The 24485-nt window shown below is 65.6% G+C and carries 19 protein-coding genes; 17 read left to right on the top strand and 2 right to left on the bottom strand.

The features are described from left to right. Positions 1-107: 107 nt before the first annotated feature. The 10 genes from ACSBOB_RS23650 (at position 108) to ACSBOB_RS23605 (ending at position 11591) form a co-directional block, all read left to right on the top strand. On the top strand, positions 108-4007 hold the full coding sequence (locus tag ACSBOB_RS23650; protein WP_442578505.1) for a baseplate multidomain protein megatron: 3900 nt from the start codon (positions 108-110) through the stop codon (positions 4005-4007). Between the two features lie 34 nt (positions 4008-4041). Continuing rightward, the gene (locus ACSBOB_RS23645; protein ID WP_442578504.1) at positions 4042-4248 is read left to right on the top strand and encodes a hypothetical protein; all 207 of its coding nucleotides are present in this window, start codon (positions 4042-4044) and stop codon (positions 4246-4248) included. A 91-nt stretch (positions 4249-4339) separates the two neighbouring features. Continuing rightward, complete coding sequence (locus tag ACSBOB_RS23640; RefSeq protein WP_442578503.1) at positions 4340-4645, top strand: hypothetical protein; 306 nt, start codon at positions 4340-4342, stop codon at positions 4643-4645. A 69-nt stretch (positions 4646-4714) separates the two neighbouring features. Then, the gene (locus ACSBOB_RS23635) at positions 4715-5380 is read left to right on the top strand and encodes a response regulator transcription factor (protein ID WP_442578502.1); all 666 of its coding nucleotides are present in this window, start codon (positions 4715-4717) and stop codon (positions 5378-5380) included. Further along, positions 5377-6798: an ATP-binding protein gene (locus tag ACSBOB_RS23630; RefSeq protein WP_442578501.1), complete on the top strand. Its 1422-nt coding sequence runs from the start codon at positions 5377-5379 to the stop codon at positions 6796-6798. The genes ACSBOB_RS23635 and ACSBOB_RS23630 overlap by 4 nt, the downstream gene beginning before the upstream one ends. A 108-nt stretch (positions 6799-6906) precedes the next feature. Then, the gene (locus ACSBOB_RS23625; protein WP_442578500.1) at positions 6907-7329 is read left to right on the top strand and encodes an RT0821/Lpp0805 family surface protein; all 423 of its coding nucleotides are present in this window, start codon (positions 6907-6909) and stop codon (positions 7327-7329) included. Positions 7330-7542: 213 nt separating this feature from the next. Further along, a complete protein-coding gene (ccmI, locus tag ACSBOB_RS23620; RefSeq protein WP_442578499.1) occupies positions 7543-8679 on the top strand; it encodes a c-type cytochrome biogenesis protein CcmI in 1137 nt (378 codons plus the stop codon). Positions 8680-8686: 7 nt separating this feature from the next. Next, positions 8687-9139: a cytochrome c maturation protein CcmE gene (gene ccmE, locus ACSBOB_RS23615; protein WP_442578498.1), complete on the top strand. Its 453-nt coding sequence runs from the start codon at positions 8687-8689 to the stop codon at positions 9137-9139. Further along, positions 9139-11124 carry a heme lyase CcmF/NrfE family subunit gene (locus tag ACSBOB_RS23610; protein WP_442583810.1) on the top strand — a complete coding sequence of 662 codons (1986 nt, stop codon included), beginning with the start codon at positions 9139-9141 and terminating at the stop codon, positions 11122-11124. The genes ccmE and ACSBOB_RS23610 overlap by 1 nt, the downstream gene beginning before the upstream one ends. Continuing rightward, the gene (locus tag ACSBOB_RS23605; protein WP_442583809.1) at positions 11124-11591 is read left to right on the top strand and encodes a cytochrome c-type biogenesis protein; all 468 of its coding nucleotides are present in this window, start codon (positions 11124-11126) and stop codon (positions 11589-11591) included. Before ACSBOB_RS23610 ends, ACSBOB_RS23605 begins: the two co-directional genes overlap by 1 nt. A gap of 37 nt (positions 11592-11628) precedes the next feature. On the opposite strand, the gene ACSBOB_RS23600 is transcribed toward ACSBOB_RS23605, so the two are convergent. Next, complete coding sequence (locus ACSBOB_RS23600; RefSeq protein ID WP_442578497.1) at positions 11629-12804, bottom strand: adenylate/guanylate cyclase domain-containing protein; 1176 nt, start codon at positions 12802-12804, stop codon at positions 11629-11631. A 192-nt stretch (positions 12805-12996) separates the two neighbouring features. Between ACSBOB_RS23600 and ACSBOB_RS23595 the strand changes: the two genes are divergently transcribed. From ACSBOB_RS23595 to ACSBOB_RS23575, 5 genes are all read left to right on the top strand, one after another. Beyond that, complete coding sequence (locus ACSBOB_RS23595) at positions 12997-14532, top strand: Do family serine endopeptidase (RefSeq protein WP_442578496.1); 1536 nt, start codon at positions 12997-12999, stop codon at positions 14530-14532. A 200-nt stretch (positions 14533-14732) separates the two neighbouring features. Beyond that, the gene (locus ACSBOB_RS23590; protein ID WP_442583808.1) at positions 14733-15407 is read left to right on the top strand and encodes a response regulator transcription factor; all 675 of its coding nucleotides are present in this window, start codon (positions 14733-14735) and stop codon (positions 15405-15407) included. A gap of 8 nt (positions 15408-15415) precedes the next feature. After that, positions 15416-16861 (top strand): sensor histidine kinase, encoded by a 1446-nt coding sequence (locus ACSBOB_RS23585; RefSeq protein WP_442578495.1) that lies wholly within the window; start codon positions 15416-15418, stop codon positions 16859-16861. Then, the gene (locus ACSBOB_RS23580; RefSeq protein WP_442578494.1) at positions 16862-19831 is read left to right on the top strand and encodes a bifunctional [glutamine synthetase] adenylyltransferase/[glutamine synthetase]-adenylyl-L-tyrosine phosphorylase; all 2970 of its coding nucleotides are present in this window, start codon (positions 16862-16864) and stop codon (positions 19829-19831) included. It abuts the gene before it with no gap. Positions 19832-19897: 66 nt separating this feature from the next. Continuing rightward, a complete protein-coding gene (locus ACSBOB_RS23575) occupies positions 19898-20332 on the top strand; it encodes an EF-hand domain-containing protein (protein ID WP_442578493.1) in 435 nt (144 codons plus the stop codon). Positions 20333-20532: 200 nt separating this feature from the next. On the opposite strand, the gene ACSBOB_RS23570 is transcribed toward ACSBOB_RS23575, so the two are convergent. Then, a complete protein-coding gene (locus ACSBOB_RS23570) occupies positions 20533-22860 on the bottom strand; it encodes a PAS domain-containing sensor histidine kinase (RefSeq protein WP_442578492.1) in 2328 nt (775 codons plus the stop codon). Between the two features lie 256 nt (positions 22861-23116). Here ACSBOB_RS23570 and ACSBOB_RS23565 point away from each other — a divergent pair, with 256 nt between their 5' ends. Both ACSBOB_RS23565 and ACSBOB_RS23560 read left to right on the top strand, forming a co-directional pair. Continuing rightward, on the top strand, positions 23117-23581 hold the full coding sequence (locus ACSBOB_RS23565) for a hypothetical protein (RefSeq protein WP_442578491.1): 465 nt from the start codon (positions 23117-23119) through the stop codon (positions 23579-23581). Next, on the top strand, positions 23578-24483 hold the full coding sequence (locus ACSBOB_RS23560) for a DMT family transporter (protein ID WP_442578490.1): 906 nt from the start codon (positions 23578-23580) through the stop codon (positions 24481-24483). Before ACSBOB_RS23565 ends, ACSBOB_RS23560 begins: the two co-directional genes overlap by 4 nt. Positions 24484-24485 lie beyond the last annotated feature (2 nt).

The raw sequence follows: 24485 nt of genomic DNA, 5'->3' as shown, positions 1-24485 counted from the left end.
GTGGGAGAAGGTGTTGAGGCGAAGCCGAGACGGGTGTTCCAGCTTGGCGGCACTCTTGAATGGGGAGGCGCATGGACGGGGGTATTCGCCCATAGCGAGCACTTCACATGGCGGTTCTTCTCCTTCAGGCGGCGGGCGCTTATCTCGGTGGCCTGTTCGGCTCGATCGGCGGCGCGGTCGGTTCGGCGGCCGGCGCGCTCGCCGGTTATACGCTCGACAGGGCGCTGATCGACGGCACGCGCCGCGTCGAAGGACCGCGCCTCGCCGGCGCGCGGCCCTTCTCGGCGGAGGAGGGCGCGCCGATCCCTCGGCTCTATGGAACGGCTCGGCTTGGCGGCACGATCATCTGGGCGACACGTTTCGACGAGACGAGTTCGACGCGCCGGCAGGGCGGCAAGGGCGGCACCAAGGTCACCGAATACAGCTATTTCGCCAACGTCGCCTTCGCGCTTTGCGAGGGCGAGATCGCCGGTGTGCGGCGCGTCTGGGCCGATGGGCGCGAGATCGACCTGAACGGTATCGAGATGCGGGTGCATACGGGCGGTGCCGACCAGGCGCCGGACCCGCTGATTTCGGCCAAGCAGGGTGCTGACAATGCGCCGGCCTATCGCGGGCTTGCCTACATCGTGTTCGAGCGCCTGCCGCTTTCCGACTATGGCAACCGTATCCCGCAACTCCAGTTCGAGGTGCTGCGGCCTGTCGGCCGGCTCCGGCACGACATTCGCGGCGTGGCACTCATCCCGGGATCGACGGAGTACGGGCTGGATCCAGTGCCGGTGACGAAGAAGCTGCGCCCAGGCGAGACAGTGCCAGAGAACCGGCATGTGCTGTTCGCATCCAGCGATCTCGTCGCCTCGCTGGATGAGTTGCAGATGATGTGCCCGAACCTGACCGACATCGCGCTGGTGGTTTCGTGGTTCGGTGACGATCTGCGCGCCGGCAACTGTTCGATCCGTCCGGGCGTGACGACGCCGGTCGCAACAGGTTTTTCCAAGCCGTGGCTCGCCTCGGGCGTCGGGCGATCCGAGGCACGGACGATCTCCGTTCACGGTGGCGGCTCGTCCTATGGCGGGACGCCGACAGATGCCTCGGTGATCGCGGCGATCGCCGAGATCAAGGCGCGGGGGCTGAGGGTTGCGCTCTATCCGTTCCTGATGATGGATGTTGCGGAGGGGAACGGCCTGCCCGACCCGCATGGCGGAAGCGAGCAGGCTGCGTACCCTTGGCGCGGCCGGATCTCGTGTTTTCCAGGCCCGGACCAACCGGCCACGGCAGACAAGTCGGCGACAGCGAGGGCGCAGGTCGAGGTGTTTTGTGGCGCCGCAGCACCCAGCGATTTCACGGCCGCCGGCAACACCATCGCTTTCGGTGGCGCGGCGGACGATTGGGGTTTTCGCCGGCTGATCCTGCATTATGCGCATCTGGCGATCGCCGCCGGCGGCGTCGACGCGTTCCTGGTCGGCTCGGAACTGCGCGGGCTAACGACGCTGCGCGACGCAGCCAATGCCTTTCCCTTCGTCGAAGCGCTTTGCGATCTGGCCGACGAGGTCAAGGCGTTGCTCGGGCCGGAGACGGATATCTGCTACGCGGCGGACTGGACCGAATATTTCGGTCATCATCCGCAGGACGGCTCGGGCGATATGTTCTTTCACCTCGATCCGCTGTGGTCTCGGCCGTCCGTAAGCGCTGTCGGAATCGACAATTACATGCCGCTGTCCGACTGGCGCGACACGGACTATCGGGGCGGCAATCTGGACGGGGCGAGCGGGCCATACGACGCTGTCGCGCTGCGCGCCGCCATAAATTCCGGGGAGGGTTTCGACTGGTATTACGCCAGCTTTGCCGACCGCGAGGCACGAGTCCGCACGCCGATCGCTGACGATGCCTATGGAAAACACTGGGTATTCCGCTACAAGGATCTGGTTGGCTGGTGGTCGAACCAGCATTTCAATCGCATCGGCGGTGTGGAGGTCCTGACGCCGACGGATTGGGTGCCGCGCGGCAAGCCGATATGGCTGACCGAGCTTGGCTGTCCGGCGATCGACAAGGGGCCGAACCAGCCAAACGTCTTCGTCGATCCGAAATCGAGCGAGAGTTTTGCTCCGTATTTTTCCAGCGGCGGGCGCAGCGACTTTGCACCGAAACGTTTTTTGGAAGCGCATGCGGCGCATTGGGATCCCGCGAGCCTAAGTTTCGATCCGGCCGCCAATCCGCTGTCGCCCGTCTATGGTGGCCGCATGCTCGACCACGAGCGAACCTGGATCTGGTGCTGGGATGCGCGGCCGTTTCCGGCATTTCCGCTACAAGGGGACGTCTGGGCCGACGGTTCGAACTGGCATTCCGGGCATTGGCTGAACGGCCGGCTGGAGGCGCCGGATGTCGGATCGCTGATCGATGCGATCCTCGTCGATCACGATCTGCCGGCGGCGGATGTCGTACGGGTCGACGGCACGCTGCAGGGTTATGTCATTGACGAGCCGGGATCGGCGCGGTCGGCGCTGGAGCCTCTGGTCGACCTTTATGATCTCGCCGTCTGCGAGGACGCAGGCGGTCTGTCGTTCAGGTCGGCTGGGTCGAGCATGGGCCAACCGCTGACGGTCGACGAGATGGTCGTCGAGGATGGCGCGGCGACGATCGAGCATGTCCGGACGCCGGATCACGAACTGCCGGCCGAGGCGGTGCTGGTCTTCCGCGATCACCTGGCTGCGTTCCAGTCCGGATCGGCGCGCAGCCTGCGGGCGGGCGCGGGAGGCAGGGCGCAGCGCACGCTGAGTTTTCCCGGCGTGATCGAGCAGGGGCAGGGAGCGGCGCTTGTGGCCGACTGGCACCGCCGCCTGTGGGCTGGGCGCGAGAGCGTGTCGCTGTCGCTGGCGAACTATCGCGCCGGGTTCGAGCCGGGGGCACTGATCGCATTGCCGGGCGCCAGCGAAGCGGAATTCCTGGTCACGGAAGTGGAAGACGGACTGGTGCGGCGCGTCAAGGCCAGGCGGATCGACCGCGCGGTGCCTGCTCCATGGACGGGTATCGCTGGAGCCGCATCGGAGGCGCCGGTCATTCATGCCAGCACGCCGCATGTGCTGTTCCTCGACCTGCCGGCGCGCACGGCCGCCACCGCGGCGCAGGATCATTTCCGCGTCGCTGCGTGGCGAAAACCCTGGAAGAGCCAGGTGCTGCTCGCCTCGCCGGAAGACACGGGCTTCACGCTGCGTACGACGATCGAGAGGCCGGCGGATCTCGGCGAACTGGCAGAGGCGCTGCCGCCGGGATCCGTCGAGGGACGGGTCGATCGCTCGGCGTCGCTGACCGTCGCGCTGTTCGATGCCGAGGCGGCGAGTGTCAGCCGGTTGCAACTGCTCAACGGTGCAAACGCGGCGGCCGTCCGCTCGGACGGCGGGGTCTGGGAAGTCCTGCAGTTCGAGGCAGCGGAAGAGATTTCCGCCAGTGTCTGGCGGCTGACCGGCCTGCTGCGCGGCCAGCTTGGAACCGGCGACGCCATGGCGGCGGGCGCTGCGGACGGTGCGCCGTTCGTCGTCCTCAACGACAAGATCAGATCGGCCGGGCTGCTGGCCGGCGAGATCGGCCTGCCGCTGAACTGGCGCGTCGGACCGTCCGGCGCGGTCATCTCGGACGAGGTGTTCGAAAACCTGTCGGCGGCGGGCGGGTTACGCGCGCGGCTGCCGCTGGCGCCGGTGCATCTGCGCTGCAGGGCCGGTTCGGGCGGTGATCTCGCTTTCTCGTGGGTCCGGCGCGGCCGCCTCGACGCGGACGACTGGGCGGCGACCGACATCCCGCTCGGCGAGGAGCGGGAAGAATACCGCGTCGACGTCTCGTCCGCCGGAGGTCCTGTCGTGCGGTCGGAGACGGTGTTCGCGCCGGACTGGACCTACGACGGTGGCGACATCGTCGCCGACTTCGGCGGGACGCCTGCGGAAGTCGATGTCGCCGTGCGCCAGCTGAGCCTGTCGGCGGGCTGGGGCATTCCGGCGTCCCGACGATTCAGTCTCTGAATTCATGCCGCTAACATATTGAAAGGAAAGCAACATGACCGACACCAAGCCGTGGTATCTGTCGCGTACGATCTGGGCCGCCATCGTGACGATCCTGACCGCTTTGGCCGGGTTGTTCGGCGTGCCGCTGGAAGGCTTCGACGACGCGGCGTTTGTCGATGCGCTGTTGCAGGCGGTGGCCGCCGTGGCCGGGGTGATTGCGCTGATGGGACGGTTGTTCGCGCAGTCGCGGATCGGCTGAAAAAGCGGATAGACGGCGGGGAGGGCACCTGTCTTGCTATTATAAGGATTCGTTCATTCCGCGTTCAGCAGGAATGGGTTAGAAAGCCCGCATGAAACGGCTCCTGTCCCTTTTACGGCCTAGCTTCGTAGCGCTCTGCGCCGTGACGATGTTTGCTGCTCAGGCGGATGCCGCGCCGGTTTTCGTGCCTGCGCCTGATCACGGCCTGCCCACTGCGCTCATCCAGGCCGACTGCTATGCCATCGGCCAGCAGGTGGCCGCGCAGAACGGCGGTACGTTGGCGCGGGCAAGCCAGTCGAGCCAGGGCGGCCAGCCGGTCTGCGTCATCGTCGTGCTGGTCCCCGGCAAGGACGGGCAGAGGCCGCGCCGCACCGAGATCGTCGTGCCGCTGAACTGAGAGCGCGCGATTTCACGGCTGCCCGCTGCTCCTGTAAGATAACCTTCCCGAATTCGGACGGATGATTCCATGCGCATACTCGTCGTCGAGGATGACAAGGACCTGAACCGGCAGCTCACCCAGGCGCTGGGCGATGCCGGCTATGTGGTCGACAAGGCCTTCGACGGCGAGGAGGGGCACTTCCTTGGCGACACCGAGCCGTATGACGCGGTGGTGCTGGATGTCGGCCTGCCGCAGATGGACGGCATAAGCGTCGTCGAGCGCTGGCGCCGCGACGGCCGGAAAATGCCGGTGCTGATCCTCACCGCGCGCGACCGCTGGAGCGACAAGGTGTCGGGCATCGATGCCGGCGCCGACGACTATGTGACGAAACCCTTCCACATCGAGGAAGTGCTGGCGCGGCTGCGCGCGCTGATCCGGCGCGCCGCCGGTCATGCATCGTCCGAACTGACATGCGGGCCGCTTCGTCTGGACACCAAGGCGTCCAAGGCGGACATGGACGGCGCGCCGCTGAAGCTGACGTCGCACGAATTCCGGCTGCTCGCCTATCTCATGCACCACATGGGCGAGGTGGTGTCGCGAACCGAGCTTGTCGAACACCTCTACGACCAGGATTTCGACCGCGATTCCAATACGATCGAGGTGTTTGTCGGCCGTCTCCGCAAGAAGATGGGCATCGACATGATCGAGACGGTGCGCGGCATGGGCTATCGCATGCGCGAGCCGGAGGCGTGACGGCGGAACCCGGCAAAGTCCCTATCCGCCGGCGGGTCTGGCCGCACTCGCTGACGCCGCGCTCGCTGGCTTTCCGCGTCGTCGCCTTTTCGACCATCTGGGCGATCGTCACCCTGATCGTCATCTACACGGTGATCGCCGCGCTCTATCGCGAGACCAGCGAGCGCGGATTCGACAGCCTGCTCTCCGCGCATCTCTTCAATCTCATCGGTTCGGTCGGCGTGTCGCCGACCGGTGCGCTGACCGGTGCGCCGGATCTCGGAGATTTGCGTTTCTCGGAGCCGCAATCCGGCTGGTACTGGGAGGTGGAACCGATCTCGCAGGGATTGGCCGGCAGGTTGCGCTCGCTGTCCATGACGCGCTCGGTGCCGTCTCCCGACGTCGCCGAGGCGCCGTTCAATTCCAGCTTCCAGCGCACTTATGTCACCGAGGGCCTGGGCGGTGAGGAACTGGAGGTGTTCGAGAACGAATTCGTCCTCGACGCGCAGAACCGCGTGGCCCGCTTCCGTGTCATGGGCAACCGCAGCGAGCTGGAGAATGAGATCGGCATCTTCGAGCGCCGGCTTTTCACCTATCTCTCGCTTTTCGGCATCGGCATGATCGCGATCAACGCTGCGGCGATCCTGCTCGGCCTGCGGCCTCTGGCGCGCGTGCGCCAGGCGCTGGCGCAGGTGCGCGAGGGTACGGCGCAGCGGCTGGGCGGTAGCTTCCCGACGGAGATCGAGCCGCTGGCCAACGAGACCAATGCGCTGATCGAGAACAACCGCCGCATCGTCGAGCGCTCGCGCACGCAGGTCGGCAACCTCGCGCATTCGCTGAAGACGCCGCTGGCCGTGCTGCTCAACGAGGCGCGGGCGCTGGGCGGCGACAAGGGCAGGATCATCGCCGACCAGGCGACGGCCATGCAAGGCCAGCTCGAACATTATCTGCAGCGGGCGCGGATCGCCGCGCAGCGCGACAGCGTCGTCTATCGCACTCCGGTGACGCCCTTGCTGGAGCGCATGGCCCGGGTGATGGCCAAGCTCAACGCCGGGATGACGGTGACGTTCGTTCCGCCCGGTGAGGAGATGATCTTTGCGGGCGAGAGGGAAGACCTGGAGGAGATCGTCGGCAATCTCCTGGAAAACGCTATGAAATGGGGGCGGCGGCGGGTGACGATCTCGCTGTCGGCAGCCCCGCCGGTCGACGGGCAAAACATGTTCGCGATCATCATCGAGGATGACGGGCCGGGCATTCCCGACGACAAGGCGCGCGAGGTGATGAAGCGCGGCAAGCGGCTCGACGAAACCAAACCCGGCACCGGTCTGGGCCTCGCCATCGTCTCCGATCTCGTCAACGAATATGGCGGCCGCATCGAACTCGGGCGTGCCTCACTGGGCGGGCTGAAGGCTGTTGTCCTGTTGCGCCGGGTCGATTAGATGGGATCGACGGTAAAATGTCGGGCGGCGCCGGCCAAATTTCGGCCCAATATCAACAGTATCGCGGCGGCATTCTTATGCCGCAGGCGGCCTCGATCGGTGGTGGTGATGACGATTCGGATGGCGCTGCTTGCTGGTCTGCTTGCACTTGCGGGCTGCGGGACGACGTCCAGTCTTGGCGGCAAGCCCGGAGGTCCTGCGGTCGACACGCCCCCGGTGACCGGCGGGAAGGCGAGCATGGTCGGCGGACTGGTGACTGGCGACATCGGCAAAGGACTGAACAGCGGCGACCGCCGCAAGGCGCTGGAGGCCGAGTACAAGGCGCTGGAGTACACTCAGAGCGGGCAAGCGGTGAACTGGGCGGGCGATGGCTCCGGCCGTTCCGGCAATGTGGTGCCGGCACAGCCCTATCGAGTAGGGTCCCAGGACTGCCGACAGTATACGCACACGATCGTGATGGATGGCGCGACGCGCACCGCGCGCGGCACGGCCTGCCGCAATACGGATGGAAGCTGGGCGACGCTGAGCTAGATTCAGGTGATGCTGGCCTGCGAATGGTGGTTTTCTGCGCTTCCGGTGCTCACGTACCCAAAAGTACGCTCCGCTCCGGTTCTCGAAATCCACCATTTTCGGCTCAGCCTGACCTGAATCTCGGTTCGCACGAGTGGTTCATCGCGCCGGCTGTCAATCAGCCGCAGCGGTCGCGAGTTGGCACGCCGCCGCAGGACGGGTATTGAGACGCGCATGCTGTTCTGGATTGTCGCCGCGCTGCTGACACTGGCCGCCAGCCTGGCGGTCATGCTGCCGCTGAGCGGGCGCAAGCCGCAGGCGGATGTTGCGCAGGATCACGACATCGAAGTCTATCGCGACCAGTTGCGCGAACTCGACCGCGACGCCGGGCGGGGACTGATCGGTAAGACGGAAGCGGAAGAGGCCAGGGCCGAGATCGGCCGGCGTATCCTAAAGCTGGCCGATGCCAGGGACGATACGTCCAAGATCGGCGGCGGGTCGTTTGCGCGCATGGTTGGTGTGGCGGCGGTGCTGGCTGTGCCGATCGTCAGTTGGGGATTGTATGCGTCGCTCGGCTCACCCTTGTTGACTGGCCAGCCGCTGAGCGCACGTCTCCAGGCCGATCCCGCCGACAATACGATGGCCGAGCTCGTTGCCCGCGCGGAAGGCCACCTTGCTTCCAATCCGGAAGATGGCCGTGGCTGGGACGTTCTGGCGCCGATCTATCTGCGCACGGGCCGTTTCGCCGATTCGGTAGCCGCCTACCGGAATGCGAACCGTCTGCTCGGCGAGAGCGGAGACAGGCTGGCCGGCCTGGGCGAGGCGATGGCGAACGCCGCCGGCGGCATCGTGACCGCCGAGGCGCAAGGCGTGTTCAAGCAGGCGGCTGCCGTTGATCCGGCTAACGCCAAGGCGCGCTTCTATCTCGCGACCGCATTGGCGCAGGAAGGCCGGATGCAGGATGCGGCAGCTGCATGGCAACTGATGCTGAACGACTTGCCGGCCGACAGCCCGTGGCGCGTTCCGGTGCAGGAAGCGGTCGCCGAGGCTGGACGCCGCATTGCTGCAGCTGAAAAACCCGCCGCGCCCGGTCCGTCAGCCGAGGAGGTCGATGCGGCTTCATCGATGTCGCAGGAAGACCGCACGGCGATGATCGAACAGATGGTGAGCGGGCTCGACGCGAAACTGCGCGAGAATCCGCGTGATCCGGAAGGCTGGATGCGGCTGGTTCGTTCTTATGTCGTGCTTGGCAAGACCGATCAGGCGCGAGAGGCTCTTGGACGCGGGCTCCAGGCGCTGGACGGCGGCAGCGAGGACGGCAAGCGGCTGCTGGCGCTGGCTACGTCGCTTGGCCTGTCTTCGACGGAATGAGAGTTTGATGACGCGCAAGCAGAAGAGATTGTCGGTGATCGCGGGCGCGCTGGCCTTCCTCGGCGCGGCGACCGGGCTGACCTTCTATGCGCTCGGGCAGAAGGCGTCGTTCTTCTACATGCCGGCGGAACTGCATGCGGCAACGCTGGAGCCCGGCCAGCGCATCCGCCTCGGCGGGCTGGTCGAGGAAGGCACAGTGAAGCGCGGGCAGGGCACGGAAGTTTCCTTCGCCATCACTGACAAGGACAAATCCGTTCCCGTCGCCTATGTCGGCATCCTGCCGGACCTTTTCCGCGAGGGGCAGGGCATCATCGCCGAGGGCACGCTGCGCGCCGACGGCGTGTTCGCCGCCGACAGCGTGCTTGCCAAGCACGACGAGAACTACATGCCCAAGGAAGTCGCCGACAGCCTGAAGGCAAAGGGCGTCTGGCAGGATGAGACCGTGAGGCCGGGTTCATGATCGTCGAGGCCGGACATTTCGCCCTGGTTCTGGCCTTGGCCCTTGCGCTGGTGCAGTCGTTGGTGCCGCTGGTCGGCGCGCGGACCGGTGATTCCAGGCTGATGGCGGTCGGCGGGCCTGTGGCCGTCGCCGGGTTTGCCTTCACCGGCATCGCCTTTGCTGCACTCACCATGGCCTACGTCCAGTCGGATTTCTCGGTGATGAACGTCTGGGAGAATTCCCATTCGCTGAAGCCGATGCTCTACAAGGTGACCGGCACCTGGGGAAACCATGAGGGCTCCATGCTTTTGTGGGTGCTGATCCTGACCTTCTTCGGGGCGCTGGTCGCGGTGTTCAGCGGCAATCTGCCGGCGACATTGCGCGCCAATGTGCTGGCTGTGCAGGGCTGGATCGGCGCGGCGTTCCTGCTGTTCGTGCTGACGACGTCCAACCCGTTCATCCGCATCGAGCCAGCGCCTTTCGAGGGCCGCGATCTCAATCCGATCCTGCAGGATATCGGCCTCGCCATCCATCCGCCGCTGCTTTACCTCGGCTATGTCGGCTTCTCCGTCTGCTTCTCCTTCGCCGTCGCGGCGCTGATCGACGGGCGCATTGACGCCGCCTGGGCGCGCTGGGTGCGGCCTTGGACCCTTGCGGCGTGGATGTTCCTGACCGGCGGCATCGCGATGGGCTCCTACTGGGCCTATTACGAACTCGGCTGGGGGGGCTTCTGGTTCTGGGATCCGGTCGAGAATGCGTCGTTCATGCCATGGCTGGCGGGCACCGCGCTGCTGCATTCGGCGATCGTCATGGAGAAGCGTTCGGCGCTGAAGATCTGGACGATCCTGCTCGCCATCCTGACCTTTTCGTTGTCGCTGCTCGGCACCTTCCTCGTGCGTTCCGGTGTGCTGACCTCCGTCCATGCCTTCGCCACCGACCCGACGCGCGGCATCTTCATCCTGGCGATCCTGATGATCTTCATCGGCGGTTCGCTGTCGCTGTTCGCTTTGCGCGCCGGCAGCCTTTCGGCGGGAGGGCTGTTCAGCCCGATCTCGCGCGAGGGTGCGCTGGTTCTCAATAACCTCTTTCTCACCACGGCGGCGACGACGGTTCTCGTTGGCACGCTCTACCCGCTGGTGGTCGAGGCGATCTCCGGCGACAAGATCTCCGTCGGCGCGCCGTTCTTCAACCTGACCTTTGGCCCGTTGATGCTGCCGCTCCTGTTGCTCATTCCGTTCGGGCCATTGCTCGCCTGGAAGCGCGGCGACCTCTACGCGGTGGCGCAAAGGCTGATGGCAGCCTTCGGTGGGGCGCTGCTGGCTGTGCTCGTCACCCTGCTGCTCGTCGACGGCGCGTCGGTGTTCGCAGCACTTGGCGTTGGCCTGGCCGCCTGGATGATGCTTGGAGCACTCACCGATCTGGCGCAGAAATCCGCGTTGACGAGCGTGCCGTTGCCAGTGGCGGCGCGGCGGTTGGCCGGCCTGCCGCGTTCCGTCTTCGGCACTGCGATAGCGCATTTCGGCATGGGGTTGACGATCCTCGGCATCGTCGCGACCCTGTCCTTCGGTGCGGAGCACATCACCACGATGAAGCCCGGCGAGACGACGGACATCGCCGGCAAGACGTTGCGCTTCGAAGGCGTAGCGCCGGTGCAGGGACCGAACTACACCGAGACGCGCGCGCTCTTCCTGCTGGTCGGCGCCGATGGCGTGCGGCAAGGCGAGGTGACTTCGGCCAAGCGCCTCTATACGGCGCGGCAGATGCCGACGACCGAGGCCGGCATCCTGACCCTCGGCTTCAGCCAGCTTTACGTGTCGCTGGGCGATCCGACCGCCGACGGCGGCATTGTCGTGCGTATCTGGTGGAAGCCGCTGGTCACGCTGATCTGGCTGGGCGCGCTGGTCATGATGGCGGCGGGCGCGGTTTCGCTGAGCGATCGTCGGCTGCGCGTCGGCGCGCCGGCCAAACGCGCCAAGACCGCGACCCCGGCCGGAGCCGGAGCGTGATCCGTTTGCGCACAGTCCTTGCGGCGCTGGCCTTGACCGTCGCAGCCGCCATCGCGCCGGCGCTTGCCGTGCAGCCAGGGGAAATGCTTGGCGATCCGGCTCTCGAGGCGCGGGCGAGAACCCTTTCGGCGGAATTGCGCTGCATGGTCTGCCAGAACCAGTCCATCGACGATTCCGATGCGGAGCTTGCGCATGATTTGCGCGTGCTGGTGCGCGAGCGGCTGGCGGCCGGCGATACCGATGTCCAGGTGCTCGACTTCGTCGTGGCGCGTTATGGCGAGTTCGTGCTTTTGAAGCCCCGCTTCAGCACGCGCAACGCGCTGCTTTGGGGAACGCCGGTTCTGTTGCTTCTGGTCGGCGGCGTCTTCGCTTTCGCTTCCGCCCGGTCCAGGCGGCGGACGGAGACGAAGCTTTCGGACGAAGAGCAGGCGGCGCTGAGCCGCATTCTCGGCGAGGCTGAACGGTAAAGGCGCCGACCGTAGCACGTCGCGCTGCGCGCGAACGCTATGGCTGGGCTTGAGGTTCGACCCTCAGTTCGAACACCGCCTGCGGTCCGGCAAAACCCTTGAGCGTTTGCCGGCCGAGTTCGTCGACCATCTCCGGGGGCAAGGCGGACGCGACATCGGCCGAGCACACGGCGCGCCTGTCGAGCAGCTTGGCGACGCCTTCCAGCCGGCTGACATAGTTCACCGTCGGGCCGACGACGGTGAAGTCGAGCCGGTCTCGGCTGCCGATGTTGCCGTAGACGACCGGGCCGACATGCATGGCCGCCACGAACGGCATGCCGTCGAGGGTGGTGTCGCCAAAAGCCCGTGAAACGCTGCGGGCAGCGCGCAGGCAAACGTCCTTGCGATCGGAGTTCCCCACCGGAAAGACGGAGAGCACGCCGTCGCCGATGAATTTGAGCACATCGCCACCCTCGGCCCGAACCGAATCGACCACAACCTCGAAATAACCGCCAAGCCGGTCGAGCAACGCATCCGGACTAAGCTGCTCCGACAGGCCGGTGAAGTTGCGCATGTCGGTGACCAGTACTGCGGCTTCGGCCTCGGTCATCTGACCGCGCTGGAAATTGCCCTTGGCGACGCGCCTTGCCGGTCCGGTGCCGAGATAGACTTCCAGCAGGCTCTCCATCGAATGGCGCATCGCCGCCGGTTCCAGCGCGGCCGAGATCGCCGGAGCCAGCCCTTCGAGCATGGCGATGTCGCGGGCCGCAAAGCCGCCAGGGCGATCGGTCGCGAAGGCGCCGACCTGGACCGAACCGTCGCCATATTCGATGGGAAGCGCCAGATAATCGGTGCTGCCGCCCTCGGCCAGTTCGAACAGGACGGGATGGTCGCGTCCGGGTTGCAGGTTCTCCAGCGAATGGTGAAAGCTGGTTCGCGTGCCGATGACATGCGCGAACGGGCTGCCATGATAGGCCTTCGTCGCCAGCACACCGCGCGCGATGGTGTAGAGTTCGGACTGTCCGCCACGCACCCACACCGCGCCCCAGGCGCCGATGAGCGGATTGGCCACCGACTGGCCGATCCGCACGCGCCACAGCGGCACGCCGGCTTCGACGAGGCGTTCGGCCAGTTGCTGCACGATCTGCTCCGGCAGCAGGCTGCGCCGCGCCGGCCCGATCAGCCAGTTCGTTATCGCTGCCGAGGTTGCTGAATCATCGATGTCTGCCAGCATGACATTTCCGGGGCGTGGCCCGTGGATCGGGCGCGAGCGCCCTTGAAGATAGGGCGAAACTAGCCCCGCCCATAGCCCTCGAACATTACCTAAATTTCATTCGCCGGAAATGGCGCCGTAATGTGCCGGCTCCTATCTCTGTCAGCACCGGATGCCGCCCAAGACGCATCCTGCTGAAGAGGAATAGAAGCCATGAGCACCCCCACCAATACCGTTTCGCGGACCCGTGCGCGCCTGCTGGCCGCCGTCGCTTCCGTTGCAATCGCCGGCGCGATCGGATTCGGCGCCGTCACGACTGGCACCGCCCCGGTGCTCGCCGACGCCGTCCGCGTCCAGGCGCCGCAGGTCCCGAGCTTCGCCGATGTCGTCGACAAGGTCTCGCCGGCCGTCGTCAGCGTCCAGGTCAAGGCCAAGATCCAGCCGGCCTCCGACAATGGCGGGGCCGACATGTTCCAGGGTGGTCCCGGCTTCGACCAGCTTCCCGACAACCATCCGCTCAAGCGCTTCTTCCGTGAATTCCGCGGCGATGGCGATAATGGCGGACAGCAGCAGCGCCGCAGCAACCGCGACGAACGTCCGCGCCCTGTCGCGCAGGGTTCCGGCTTCTTCATCTCCGAGGACGGCTACCTGGTCACCAACAACCACGTCGTCGAGGGCGGCACTGCCTTCACCGTCGTCATGAACAATGGCGACGAGCTCGACGCCAAGCTGATCGGCACCGATCCGCGCACCGACCTGGCCGTGCTGAAGGTCGACGACAGCCGCAAGTTCACCTATGTCGACTTCGCTGATGACAGCAAGGTCCGCGTCGGCGACTGGGTCGTGGCCGTCGGCAACCCGTTCGGCCTCGGCGGCACCGTGACCTCCGGCATCGTTTCGGCGCGCGGACGCGACATCGGCGCCGGGCCGTATGACGATTTCCTGCAGATCGACGCAGCGGTCAACCGCGGCAATTCCGGTGGCCCGGCGTTCAATCTGAGCGGCGAGGTGGTCGGCATCAACACTGCGATCTTCTCGCCTTCGGGCGGCAATGTCGGCATCGCCTTCGCCATTCCGGCGTCCACCGCCAAGCAGGTGGTGCAGACCCTGATGAAGGACGGCAGCGTCTCGCGCGGCTGGCTCGGCGTCGAGATCCAGCCGGTCAACAAGGACATCGCCGACTCGCTCGGCCTGCAGGATGCCAAGGGCGCGATCGTGTCCCAGGCGCAGGAAGGTGGCCCGGCGTTGAAGGCCGGCATCAAGGCGGGCGACATCATCACCGCCGTCGATGGCAAGGAAGTCGATTCGCCGCGTGAACTGGCTCGTGCGGTCGGCGCCATCGAGCCCGGCAAGTCGGTGGAAGTCACCGTCTGGCGGAGCGGCAAGTCGGAGACCTTGAATCTGGAACTCGGCACGCTGCCGAGCCCCGACAAGCAGGCGTCGAACGATCAGGACAAGCAACAGCAGGCCGAGCCTTCCTCGCTTGCCGATCTCGGCCTGACGGTTACGCCGTCGGAAGATGGCAAGGGCCTGGTGGTCACCGACGTCGATCCCGATAGCGATGCCGCCGACCGTGGCATTCAGGCCGGCGACGTGATCGTCTCGATCAACTCGCGCGACGTGAAGGGCGCCAAGGACGTGACTACCGCGATGAACGACGCCGAGAAGGCCGGTCGCAAGGCGGTTCTCGTCCAGATCACCCGCGACGACAATAGCCGCTTCGTGGCCCTGCCGATCGGCCGCGGCTGACCGATGTCCCGGCGCCTTGCTTCAACACCCCCGACCGGGGCGCCGCGGACTTGAACCGGTCCAGTTGTCAGTCCTCGTAGGATCGGTTCGGGCGGCAGCAGCTCCCATCGGCTGCTGCCGCACTCTCCACCCAATTCCAGGGAGGAACACCGATGAACATCGTTCCAGCAGGCCAGCTCGATTTCGCGTATGATGATCCGATGAAGATTCTGGTCATAGAAGACGATCGCGAGGCGGCCGACTATCTGCAGAAGGCGCTCTCCGAGGCTGGCCACACGGTCCATGTCGCCGGCGACGGCGACGCGGGCTACACGCTGGCCGATACAGGCGACTACGACGTCATGGTGGTCGACCGCATGCTGCCGCGCCGCGATGGCCTGTCCGTCATCGCCGGCTTGCGCGCTCACGGCAACGCCACGCCGGTGCTGATCCTTTCGGCGCTGGGCGAGGTGGATGACCGTGTTACCGGCCTGCGTGCCGGCGGCGACGATTATCTGACGAAGCCCTACGCGTTCACCGAGCTGCTGGCCCGCATCGAGGTTCTGTGCCGCCGCGCCAATTTCAACAACGCCGAGACCTTGTACCGGGTCGGCGACCTCGAACTCGACCGGCTGTCGCACACCGTCCGCCGCGCCGGCCGCGAGATCGTCCTGCAGCCGCGCGAATTCAAGCTGCTCGAATATCTGATGCGCCATGCCGCCCAGGTGGTGACACGCACAATGCTGCTGGAAAATGTCTGGGATTATCACTTCGACCCGCAGACCAATGTCATCGACGTCCACGTCTCGCGGCTGCGCTCCAAGATCGAGAAGGGCTTCGACAGCGCGATCCTGCATACGGTGCGCGGCGCGGGCTACATGCTGAAGGCCGGGTAAGGCGACGCATGCGGCTGCCGGCCAGCTTCAGGACTACTGCTGCCCGCCTTTCGGCGCTTTATCTTCTGCTTTTCGGCATTTGCGCGATCGGCCTCGTCTTCTACATGACCGCGCTTTCTGTGCGGATGCTGACCTCGCAGACGCAGGACACCATCAACGAGGAGGTGGTCGGCCTCGCCAACGCCTACGAACGTGGTGGGCTGCCGCTACTGGTGCGCACCATCGAACGGCGCTCGCGCCAACCCGGTGCCAACCTCTACCTCATTGCCGACGCCAATGGCCGCATCCTCTCCGGCAATGTCGAGAGCCTGGAGCCCGGCGTACTCGAAGTCGACGGCTGGACCGGGCGGCCCTTCTCCTACCAGCGCTATGGCGAAAGCACCGCCGAGCGCCGCGTCCGCGCCCTGGCGGATCCCGACGTGCCGCAGATCGAATCCGAGACGCGGCATGCGGCGATCGCGCTGGTGCTGAGGCTCCCCAACCAGATGATCGTGCTGGTCGGCCGCGACCTTGGCGAGCCGGAGCGTTTTCGGGTCGTCGTGCGCCAGTCGCTGGTCGCCGCGCTCGGCGTCATGGCGGTCGGCGGGCTGCTGATCTGGTTCTTCGTCGGCCGCCATGCGCTGAAGCGCATCGACAGCGTTTCGGAGGCGAGCCGCCGAATCATGGGCGGCGACCTCACCGGCCGGCTGCCGATCAGCGGGGCAGGGGACGAGTTCGACCGCCTGTCGGAAAACCTCAACGCCATGCTGGCCCGCATCGCCGACCTGAACGAGGGCCTGAAGCAGGTTTCCGACAACATCGCCCACGATTTGAAGACGCCGCTCACGCGCCTGCGCAACCGTGCCGAGGCCGCGCTGGGCAAGCGGGAGGGCGGCGACTACCGCGAGGCGCTTGAGGCGACCATCGCCGAATCGGACCAGTTGATTCGGACCTTCAACGCGATCCTGATGATCTCGCGGCTGGAAGCCGGATATTCGGCCGAATCGACCTCCAAAGTCGACCTGACGGAGGTCGTGCGCGACGTAGTCGAACTGTACGAGCCCACCGCCGACGAGATGGGGGTGACGCTGGAAGCCGACGTTCCACAAGGCGTCACGGTAGACGGCAATCGCGAGTTGATCGCACAGTCGGTATCGAACATCGTCGACAACGCCATCAAATATTCCGTGGACGGCAACGCGGCACCGAAAGTCGTGGTCCGGCTGGAGCGGCAGGCCGGCGATGTCCATCTCCGCGTCTCGGACAACGGCCCCGGCATTCCCGACGACGAAGACCGCAAGCGCGCGACCGAACGTTTCGTGCGCCTCGAACGCAGCCGATCTCAGCCCGGTTCGGGCCTGGGATTGAGCCTCGCCAAGGCGGTGATGAAATTCCACGGCGGCCGGCTTGATCTTGAGCCTGCCAATCCCGGACTATCCGTCCTCATGAGCTTTCCGCGCAAGGAGGACGCATAGATGGCAGGTGCCCGGGCGAAGACACTCGCGAAATCGCGCTTGTTCGATGGAACGCCGGCAGGGCTAATGCCGCTCGATGCCGCCGAGGCTAAGCAGGAGATGCGTGACCTCGCGATATTGGCGAGGGAGAAAGAATTGCCCCGACTAGCGGCGCTGCTTTCAGGCCGCGATGCCGAGGCGGAATTCCTCGCCGCGGTCTTCGACCTGTCCGACTTCATGCGCGACTGTATCAGGCGGCGTCCCGAGATTCTGGAGACTCTTTTCGACACCAGCATCGAGGATCGGTTGGTGGCGGTCGGTTTGGTGGTTCGGCATCTGCCTTTCGCCGATGGCGTCACCGAAAAGAGCCTGATGAGCGACCTTCGCAGGCTGAAGCTGGAGGCGCATTTCCTCATCGCGCTGGATGATCTGGCGGGCTTTGCCGACGCCGATGTGACCGTGCGCCGCCTCAGCGCGCTGGCCGACGCCTGCACCAATGCGGCGATCGATTTCCTGCTGCGCGACGCCCATGACAGCGGCAAGCTCAAGCTTCCCGACCCGCTTCACCCCGGCAAGGGATCGGGGTGGATCGTGCTCGGCATGGGCAAGCTCGGCGCCTGCGAGCTGAATTTTTCCTCCGACATCGATCTCGTCGTCTTCTTCGAGCCCGACGCGCCGGCCATCATCGATCCGTTCGAGGCGACCGACCTGTTCTCGCGCCTGACCAAGCGGCTGGTCCGCATCATGCAGGACCGCACCGAGGCCGGTTACGTCTTCCGAACCGACCTTCGCCTGCGCCCGGACCCCGGTTCGACGCCGCTGGCGATCCCGGTCGAGGCTGCGCTCAATTATTACGAGGGAAGGGGGCAGAACTGGGAACGCGCCGCCATGATCAAGGCGCGTCCGGTGGCGGGCGACATAGCTGCCGGCGAAGCCTTCCTCAAGGAATTGCAGCCCTATGTCTGGCGCAAATACATGGATTTCGCGGCGATTGCCGATGTCCATTCGATCAAGCGCCAGATCCATGCCCACAAAGGTCACGGCGAGATTGCCGTGAAAGGCCACAATGTAAAACTCGGGCGCGGCGGCATCCGCGAGATCGAGTTTTTCGTGCAGACCCAGCAACTGATCGCCGGCGGGCGGTTTCCCGAGCTGCGTGGTCGCGAGACCGTGCCGATGCTGGGTGAGCTTGCAAAACACCGCTGGATTACGCAGGAAGCGCGCGCCGCGCTTGCCGCGCAATACTGGTTCCTGCGCCGCGTCGAGCACGCGGTGCAGATGGTGGCCGACGAGCAGAGCCACGTGCTTCCCGAAAGCGACGAGGGCCTGGAGCGCATCGCCCGCTTGTTAGGGTTTGAAAGCGCCGACACCTTTTCCAACGTCTTCCGCGCCTCGCTGCAGGAGGTCGAGCGCCATTATGCGGCGCTGTTCGAAGCCGCCCCGGAATTGTCGGCGGGCGTCGGCAATCTCGTCTTCACAGGCGATGTCGACGATCCCGATACGCTGAGCACGCTGAAGCGCCTCGGTTTCGAGCGTGCCAGCGACATATGCCGGGTCATCCGCACTTGGCATTTCGGCCGCTACAAGGCGACGCAGTCGGCGGAAGCCCGCGAGCGGCTGACCGAACTGACGCCTGCGCTGCTGGAGGCCTTCGGCAAGACGCGCCGCGCCGACGAGGCGCTGCTGCGCTTCGATGCTTTCCTCGCCGGTCTGCCCGCCGGCATCCAGCTTTTCTCGCTGCTCCAGTCCAATCCGGCGCTGCTGAAACTGCTGGCGACGATCATGAGCGCCGCGCCGGCGCTGGCAGCCACGATCACGCGGCGCCCGCATGTCTTCGATGGCCTGCTCGATCCGGCGCTGCTGGCTGAACTGCCCAGCCGCGATTATCTCGCGGCTCGGCTGGCAGCATTCCTGGCAAACGTGACGGTGCACGAGGAGGTGCTGGATCGTCTGCGCATCTTCGCTTCCGAGCAGAAATTCCTGATCGGCGTGCGGCTGCTGGCGGGTGCGATCGATGCCGGCCGCGCCGGCAAGTCCTTCTCCGATCTCGCCGACCTGACCATCGGTGCGGCGCTCGACGCCGTGATGGTCGAGTTCGCGGTGCGCCACGGCAAGGTGGCCGGGGGGCGGGTGGCGATCCTCGGCATGGGCAAGCTCGGCAGCCGCGAACTGACCGCCGGCTCCGATGTCGACCTGATCCTGCTCTACGACCACGATGCGGACGCCGAGGAAGCGGACGGCGAGAAGGGCCTGGCGCCCTCTCATTATTTTGCCCGCATGACCCAGCGCCTGATCGCCGCCGTCTCGGCGCAGACGGCGGAAGGCGTTCTCTATGAACTGGATCTGAGGCTGCGGCCGTCAGGCAACAAGGGACCGGTGGCGACCCATGTCGACGCCTTCAAAAAATACCAGCACAACGACGCCTGGACCTGGGAGCATATGGCGCTGACACGCGCCCGGCCGATTGCCGGCGATGCGGAGCTTTGCGCCGAGGTGGAAGCGGAGGTCGAGACGGTTCTCTTGCTGCCGCGCGATGCCGGCAAAGTCTTCAAGGAAGCCGCGGACATGCGCGCGCTGATCGAAAAGGAAAAGCCGCCGCGCGACTTCTGGGACCTGAAGCTGGTGCCGGGCGGGCTGATCGATCTCGAATTCATCGCGCAATGTGCGGTGCTCACCGGCAATACGGTTTTGGAGGGCGACCACCTGACCGGCACGGCTGGGGTACTGAGCCGGCTCTCACCGGCTTTCGCCGACGCCCAGGCGCGGCAGGAGCTTTGCGACGCGGATGCGCTCTATATGTCGCTGACGCAGATGATCAGGCTTTGCCTGACGGGGCCGTTCGACCGGAAGGAAGCTCCGCCTGGCCTTACCGATCTTCTGCTGCGGGCGACCGACCTGCCGGACATCGGCGTGCTGGAAGCGCACGTCAAGGAGACGGCGCAACGGGTCCGAAAACATTTCGGCCAGTTGCTTCGTACCGGAAAGGCCTGATGGCGATGGGACGCCGCCTGCCTTGCCGGAACCGCATCGGGGGTGACGATGCAAAGGAGTGTCAACGTGAAGACATCGACGAAACTCGCAATGGCCTTTCTGGCGATGGCGACGAGCGCCGGAACCTCCGCGCTCGCCGCCGACCGAGAAGGAGAACGGATGGATGGCAAGATGCGCTTCGAAAAGGCGGATGCCGACTCCAGCGGCGACATCACCTTCGAGGAGTTCACCGCAGCCATGAAGAGCCGCATCGGTAATGCCGATGCCGATGGCGACGGCAAGATGACGGTGGCGGAGATCGCCTCCGAGATCGAACGCATGCGCGCCGAGCGCATGGCGCGCCGCATCGTCGAGCGTTTCGATACCGACGGCGACGGCATGCTTACGGCGACCGAGATCGAGTCACGCCAGAAAAAACTGTTCGCGCTGATGGACCGCAACGACGACGGCAAGATCGTGCCGGAAGAAATGCCGAAGCGTGGCTGGGGCAAGCGCCACTGACCGCCGAGGTCGGGCGCCGGCACAACCCTCCCCCTTGAGCGGAGGGTCGCGGAAAAAACGAGCGGAACTCGAGGTTTTGGACGCGGGGAGGGGGCGGTGCGGCAGTACCCCAACCTGAAGCGACCCCACCCCGTCTCGCGTTCTGCGCTTCGCTCCGACCGCTCGCCGACCCTCCCCTCAAGGGGGAGGGTAAACTGACGCTACTCCGCCGCTTGCAGCATCTGCACCCGCGGCGGTCCCTTGCGCGCGGGAATGCGCACCGACACGATGGTGCCGATGCCTTCGCGCGACCGGATCTTCAGCGCGCCGCCATGCAGTTCCGCCAGCGAGCGCGAGATGGCGAGGCCGAGTCCCGAGCCGGCATGGCTCTTCGAAAACTGGTTCTGCACCTGCTCGAACGGCCGCCCCAGCTTGGTCAGCGCGTTCTTCGGAATGCCGCAGCCGTCGTCCTCGATCGATAGCATCATGGCGCCCGAAACTTTTCGCGCCCGCACCAGGATATGGCCGCCTTCGCCGGTGAATTTCACCGCGTTGGACAAAAGGTTGATGACGATCTGCTTGATCGCGCGGCGGTCGGCGTAGAGCGTCATCGCCTCGGCGATGTTGGTCTCGACGGCGATGGATTTCTGCTTCGCCTGCAGCGAAATGAAACGGACCGTCTCGCTGATCAGCGGATTGAGGTCGATCTGCTCGCGGTCCATCGAGAACTGGCCGGCCTCGATCTTCGACATGTCGAGAATGTCGTTGATGACGCCCAGCAGATGCTTGCCGCTGCTGTTGATGTCACCGGCATACTCCTCGTAGCGCGGCGAGCCCAGCGGCCCGAACAGCCTGTTTGCCATCAGTTCCGAGAAGCCGATGATGGCGTTCAGCGGCGTGCGAAGCTCATGCGACATGTTGGCGAGGAATTCCGACTTGGCGCGGTTCGCAGCCTCGGCGCGGTCCTTTTCCTTGACATACTTGCGGTTCAGCTCCTCGAGTTCGCGGGTGCGCTCCTCCTCGTTGCGGCGCGCCTGGCTGAGGTCGTGGAGGTTGGCCATCAGCCGCCGCTCGCCATCCACGAGCTTGTCCTGGTTCTGCTTGATCAGCGTGATGTCGGTGCCGATCGACACTGTGCCGCCGTCGCGGGTCTTCAGTTCGTTGACCTGCAACCAGCGGCCGTCGGCCATCTGCCGCTCATAGGTGGCGCCGCCGCGCGGCCCGTTCGGATTGGCCATGCGCCGTTCCGAAGCGAAGGCGGTCATGCGGTCCTCTAGCTCCTCGCGCGACAGGCCCGGTACGAGGTCGCGTTCCGACAGGCCGCTGTCTTGCTGGTACTTGGTGTTGCACATGACCAGCCGGCCGGCCGCGTCCCACAGCACGAAGGATTCGCTGATGCTCTCGATCGCGGTGCGCAGGCGAAGGTCGGCCGCCTCGGAGCGCGCGGCGAGGTGGCGCTGCTCGGTGACGTCGACGGCAATGCCGATGAGCTGGATGTCGGGAACCTCCGGATCGATGACCTGGGCGCGGGCGCGCACCCAGACCCAGTGGCCATCGGCATGGCGCATGCGGAACACCTGGTCGATACTGTCGATCTCGCGCGCCACGATCCGCTCCGCGAGCTGGAACAGGTCGCCGTCGTCCTTGTGGATGATGTCGTGCACGTCGCCGAAGGACAGCATCGCTTCGCACGGCTGGTAGCCCAGCATCTCGTACATCGAATGCGACCAGTACATCTTGCCGCGCACCATATCCCAGTCCCATAGCCCGCAGCGGCCACGGATGAGAGCGAGGTCGATGCGCTGGTGCGCATCGCGGTAGATTCGGTCTGCCGCCTGGGCGCGCCCGGCCTGGCGGAAATAGGCATAGAGCACGATGACGAGGATGCTTCCCGTCAGCAAGAACAAGGTGATGTTGAGCGTCACCGCTTTTGTCCATTCGGCGAATACGGCGTTCTGTGGGACCAGCGCGGCGGCGGCGATGCTGCGGTCTTCCGACAGGTCCACGGCAGCGAACCATGGCTCGCCCTCGACCGTCACTTCCAGAACTCCGGCCCGCTCGCCGAACAGGAACAGCGGCTGGCCGCCGGAAACGATCACGTCGAGCCGCTTGCCCTGCCAGGAGGCGCCTGCCGGGGTCGTCGCTGCCACGCCGAAGCGGGCATCCAGGACGGCAAGTACATGGCGGGTGCCGAGCAGCGCGCGATGAGCGGTGCGCTCGATGAGGTCGCGCGTTGCCGGCGCGCCCTCGGTGGTGGCGTTGGCCTTGCTCAGTGCGCCGCCGAGTTCGGCGGCCGACAGCGCCAGGATCGTGCGGGCATTGCGCTCGATCTCGTCATGCTGGGCAAGCAGCGACAAGGTGCGGGCGGCCGCGATCACGATCAGGAAGACGATGATCAATGTCGGTATCGACCGCCGGAGCAGAGGCTCGGCGGCAAGCAGGCGCTGGAAGGCGGGCTTGGCGAAGACGCTGTGGCTTTCCACACGCGCTGCCCTGCGCCTCACAAAAGCCGACCCGCCGGCCGCGCCCCACGCGCCCGTCCTTGCCATCGCACTGGCTCCTCGAATCCGATTTTCCCTGATGACCCGGATACGCCACACACCCGAATCTGCCCTAAAGAATCAGAGGTGATTCGTGTTGTCCAGAGGCGCGACACGAAACTCGTCAAGATGGCGTAAAAAAGCGGACGGCGGATGATATCGCACGTCAATCGGATAAAGTCTCCGGCGGATCGCCACTGCTGACAGGCGGTTGTCAGCAGCAGGTAGGTAGGCTGCGGCAATTGCGTCCGCGGAGAGGGGAACGATGATCGGGCAGGGATTTGAAACGGCTTCGGTGCGTATGGAGCGAATGCTCCTGCTAACCTTCCAGGCGCCGGCGGGCGACGTGGACCGGGTCATGGAGGCGGTGGTTAAGATCGTACCGCTGGCGATGGGAAACTATGACAGCAACGCCTACCAGACCGGCGACGGCATCGAGCGATACCGGCCGCTGGAGGGCGCGGCCGCCGGCGCGGAGACGGAACTCAGGAAACGGCCCGGGGTCGTGGAAATCTCCTTCGAACTGCCCGACGACCGGCATGTGGCCGCGCAGGTGGTCGAAGCGATCTTCCAGAGCCACAGCTACCAGGAACCGGTCATCAGGCTTCAGGAAATCCTGGCCAGCCGCTCGAAGGGGCTCGACGACAGCGCCAATCCGAACCGCTGGTGGAACACGACGGGGGACTGGAAGAAGGCAGATTCCGCCGAGCCAGGCGCGGAGCCATCATGAGCTCTTCCGACTATCGCCTTGGATTGATTCTGGTTACCGGCTCCGCGGTGGCCTGGAGTACCGCTGGCTTCTTCACCCGGCTCATCCCGCTCGACATCTGGACGATTCTCGCCTGGCGCGGCCTGTTCGGCGCGCTCGGCCTGGCCGTTGTCATCATAGCCCTTCGGCGCGCGGACACATTACGCGGAATGTTGAGGATGGGTTGGCCCGGCTGGCTGTTCGCCGCTGTCTCTGCGGTCGGCATGGTGCTGTTCATCACCTCGCTTCGGTACACGACTGTCGCCCATGTGGCGGTAATCTACGCGACGGTTCCGTTCATCGCAGCCGCGCTCGGCTGGCTGGTGATGCGGGAACGGCCCACCGCCGGCGCGATCGTCGCCAGCCTCGCGGCGCTGGCCGGCGTGGCGGTGATGGTCGGCCTCGGCGTTGAGGGAGGCTTGTTCGGCGATCTCCTGGCGCTCGGCATGACGCTGTCGATGGCGGTCATGATGATCATCGCCCGGCGGTTCCGCGACATACCCGTAATGCCGTCTGCATGCCTCTCGGCGCTGATCAGCGGGCTGGCCTGCTGGCCGATTGGTGAGCCGCTGGCAGTTTCGGCCTACGATTTGCTGCTTCTGGCCCTCTTCGGCATCGTCAATTCAGCGCTCGGCCTTGCTCTTTTCACCCTGGGTGCGCGGTTGCTGCCAGCGATCGAAACCGCGCTGATCGGCGCACTGGATGCGCCGCTGGCCCCCTTGTGGGTGTGGCTGGCATTTGGCGAAACGCCGGGTGTGAGCACCCTGATCGGCGGTTCGATCGTGTTCGTCGCGGTTGCTGTGCACATGACGATGGGCGCCACAAAGGCCAGCCAGCCGGCTCGGAGCGGACAGAATGAGGGCGAGGTACGGGAGCCGGCCTGAAG

The organism is Mesorhizobium sp. KACC 23794 (genome assembly GCF_052180275.1).
Taxonomy (GTDB): Bacteria; Pseudomonadota; Alphaproteobacteria; order Rhizobiales; family Rhizobiaceae; genus Kumtagia.
This window is presented reverse-complemented; position numbering and strand designations above follow the sequence as displayed.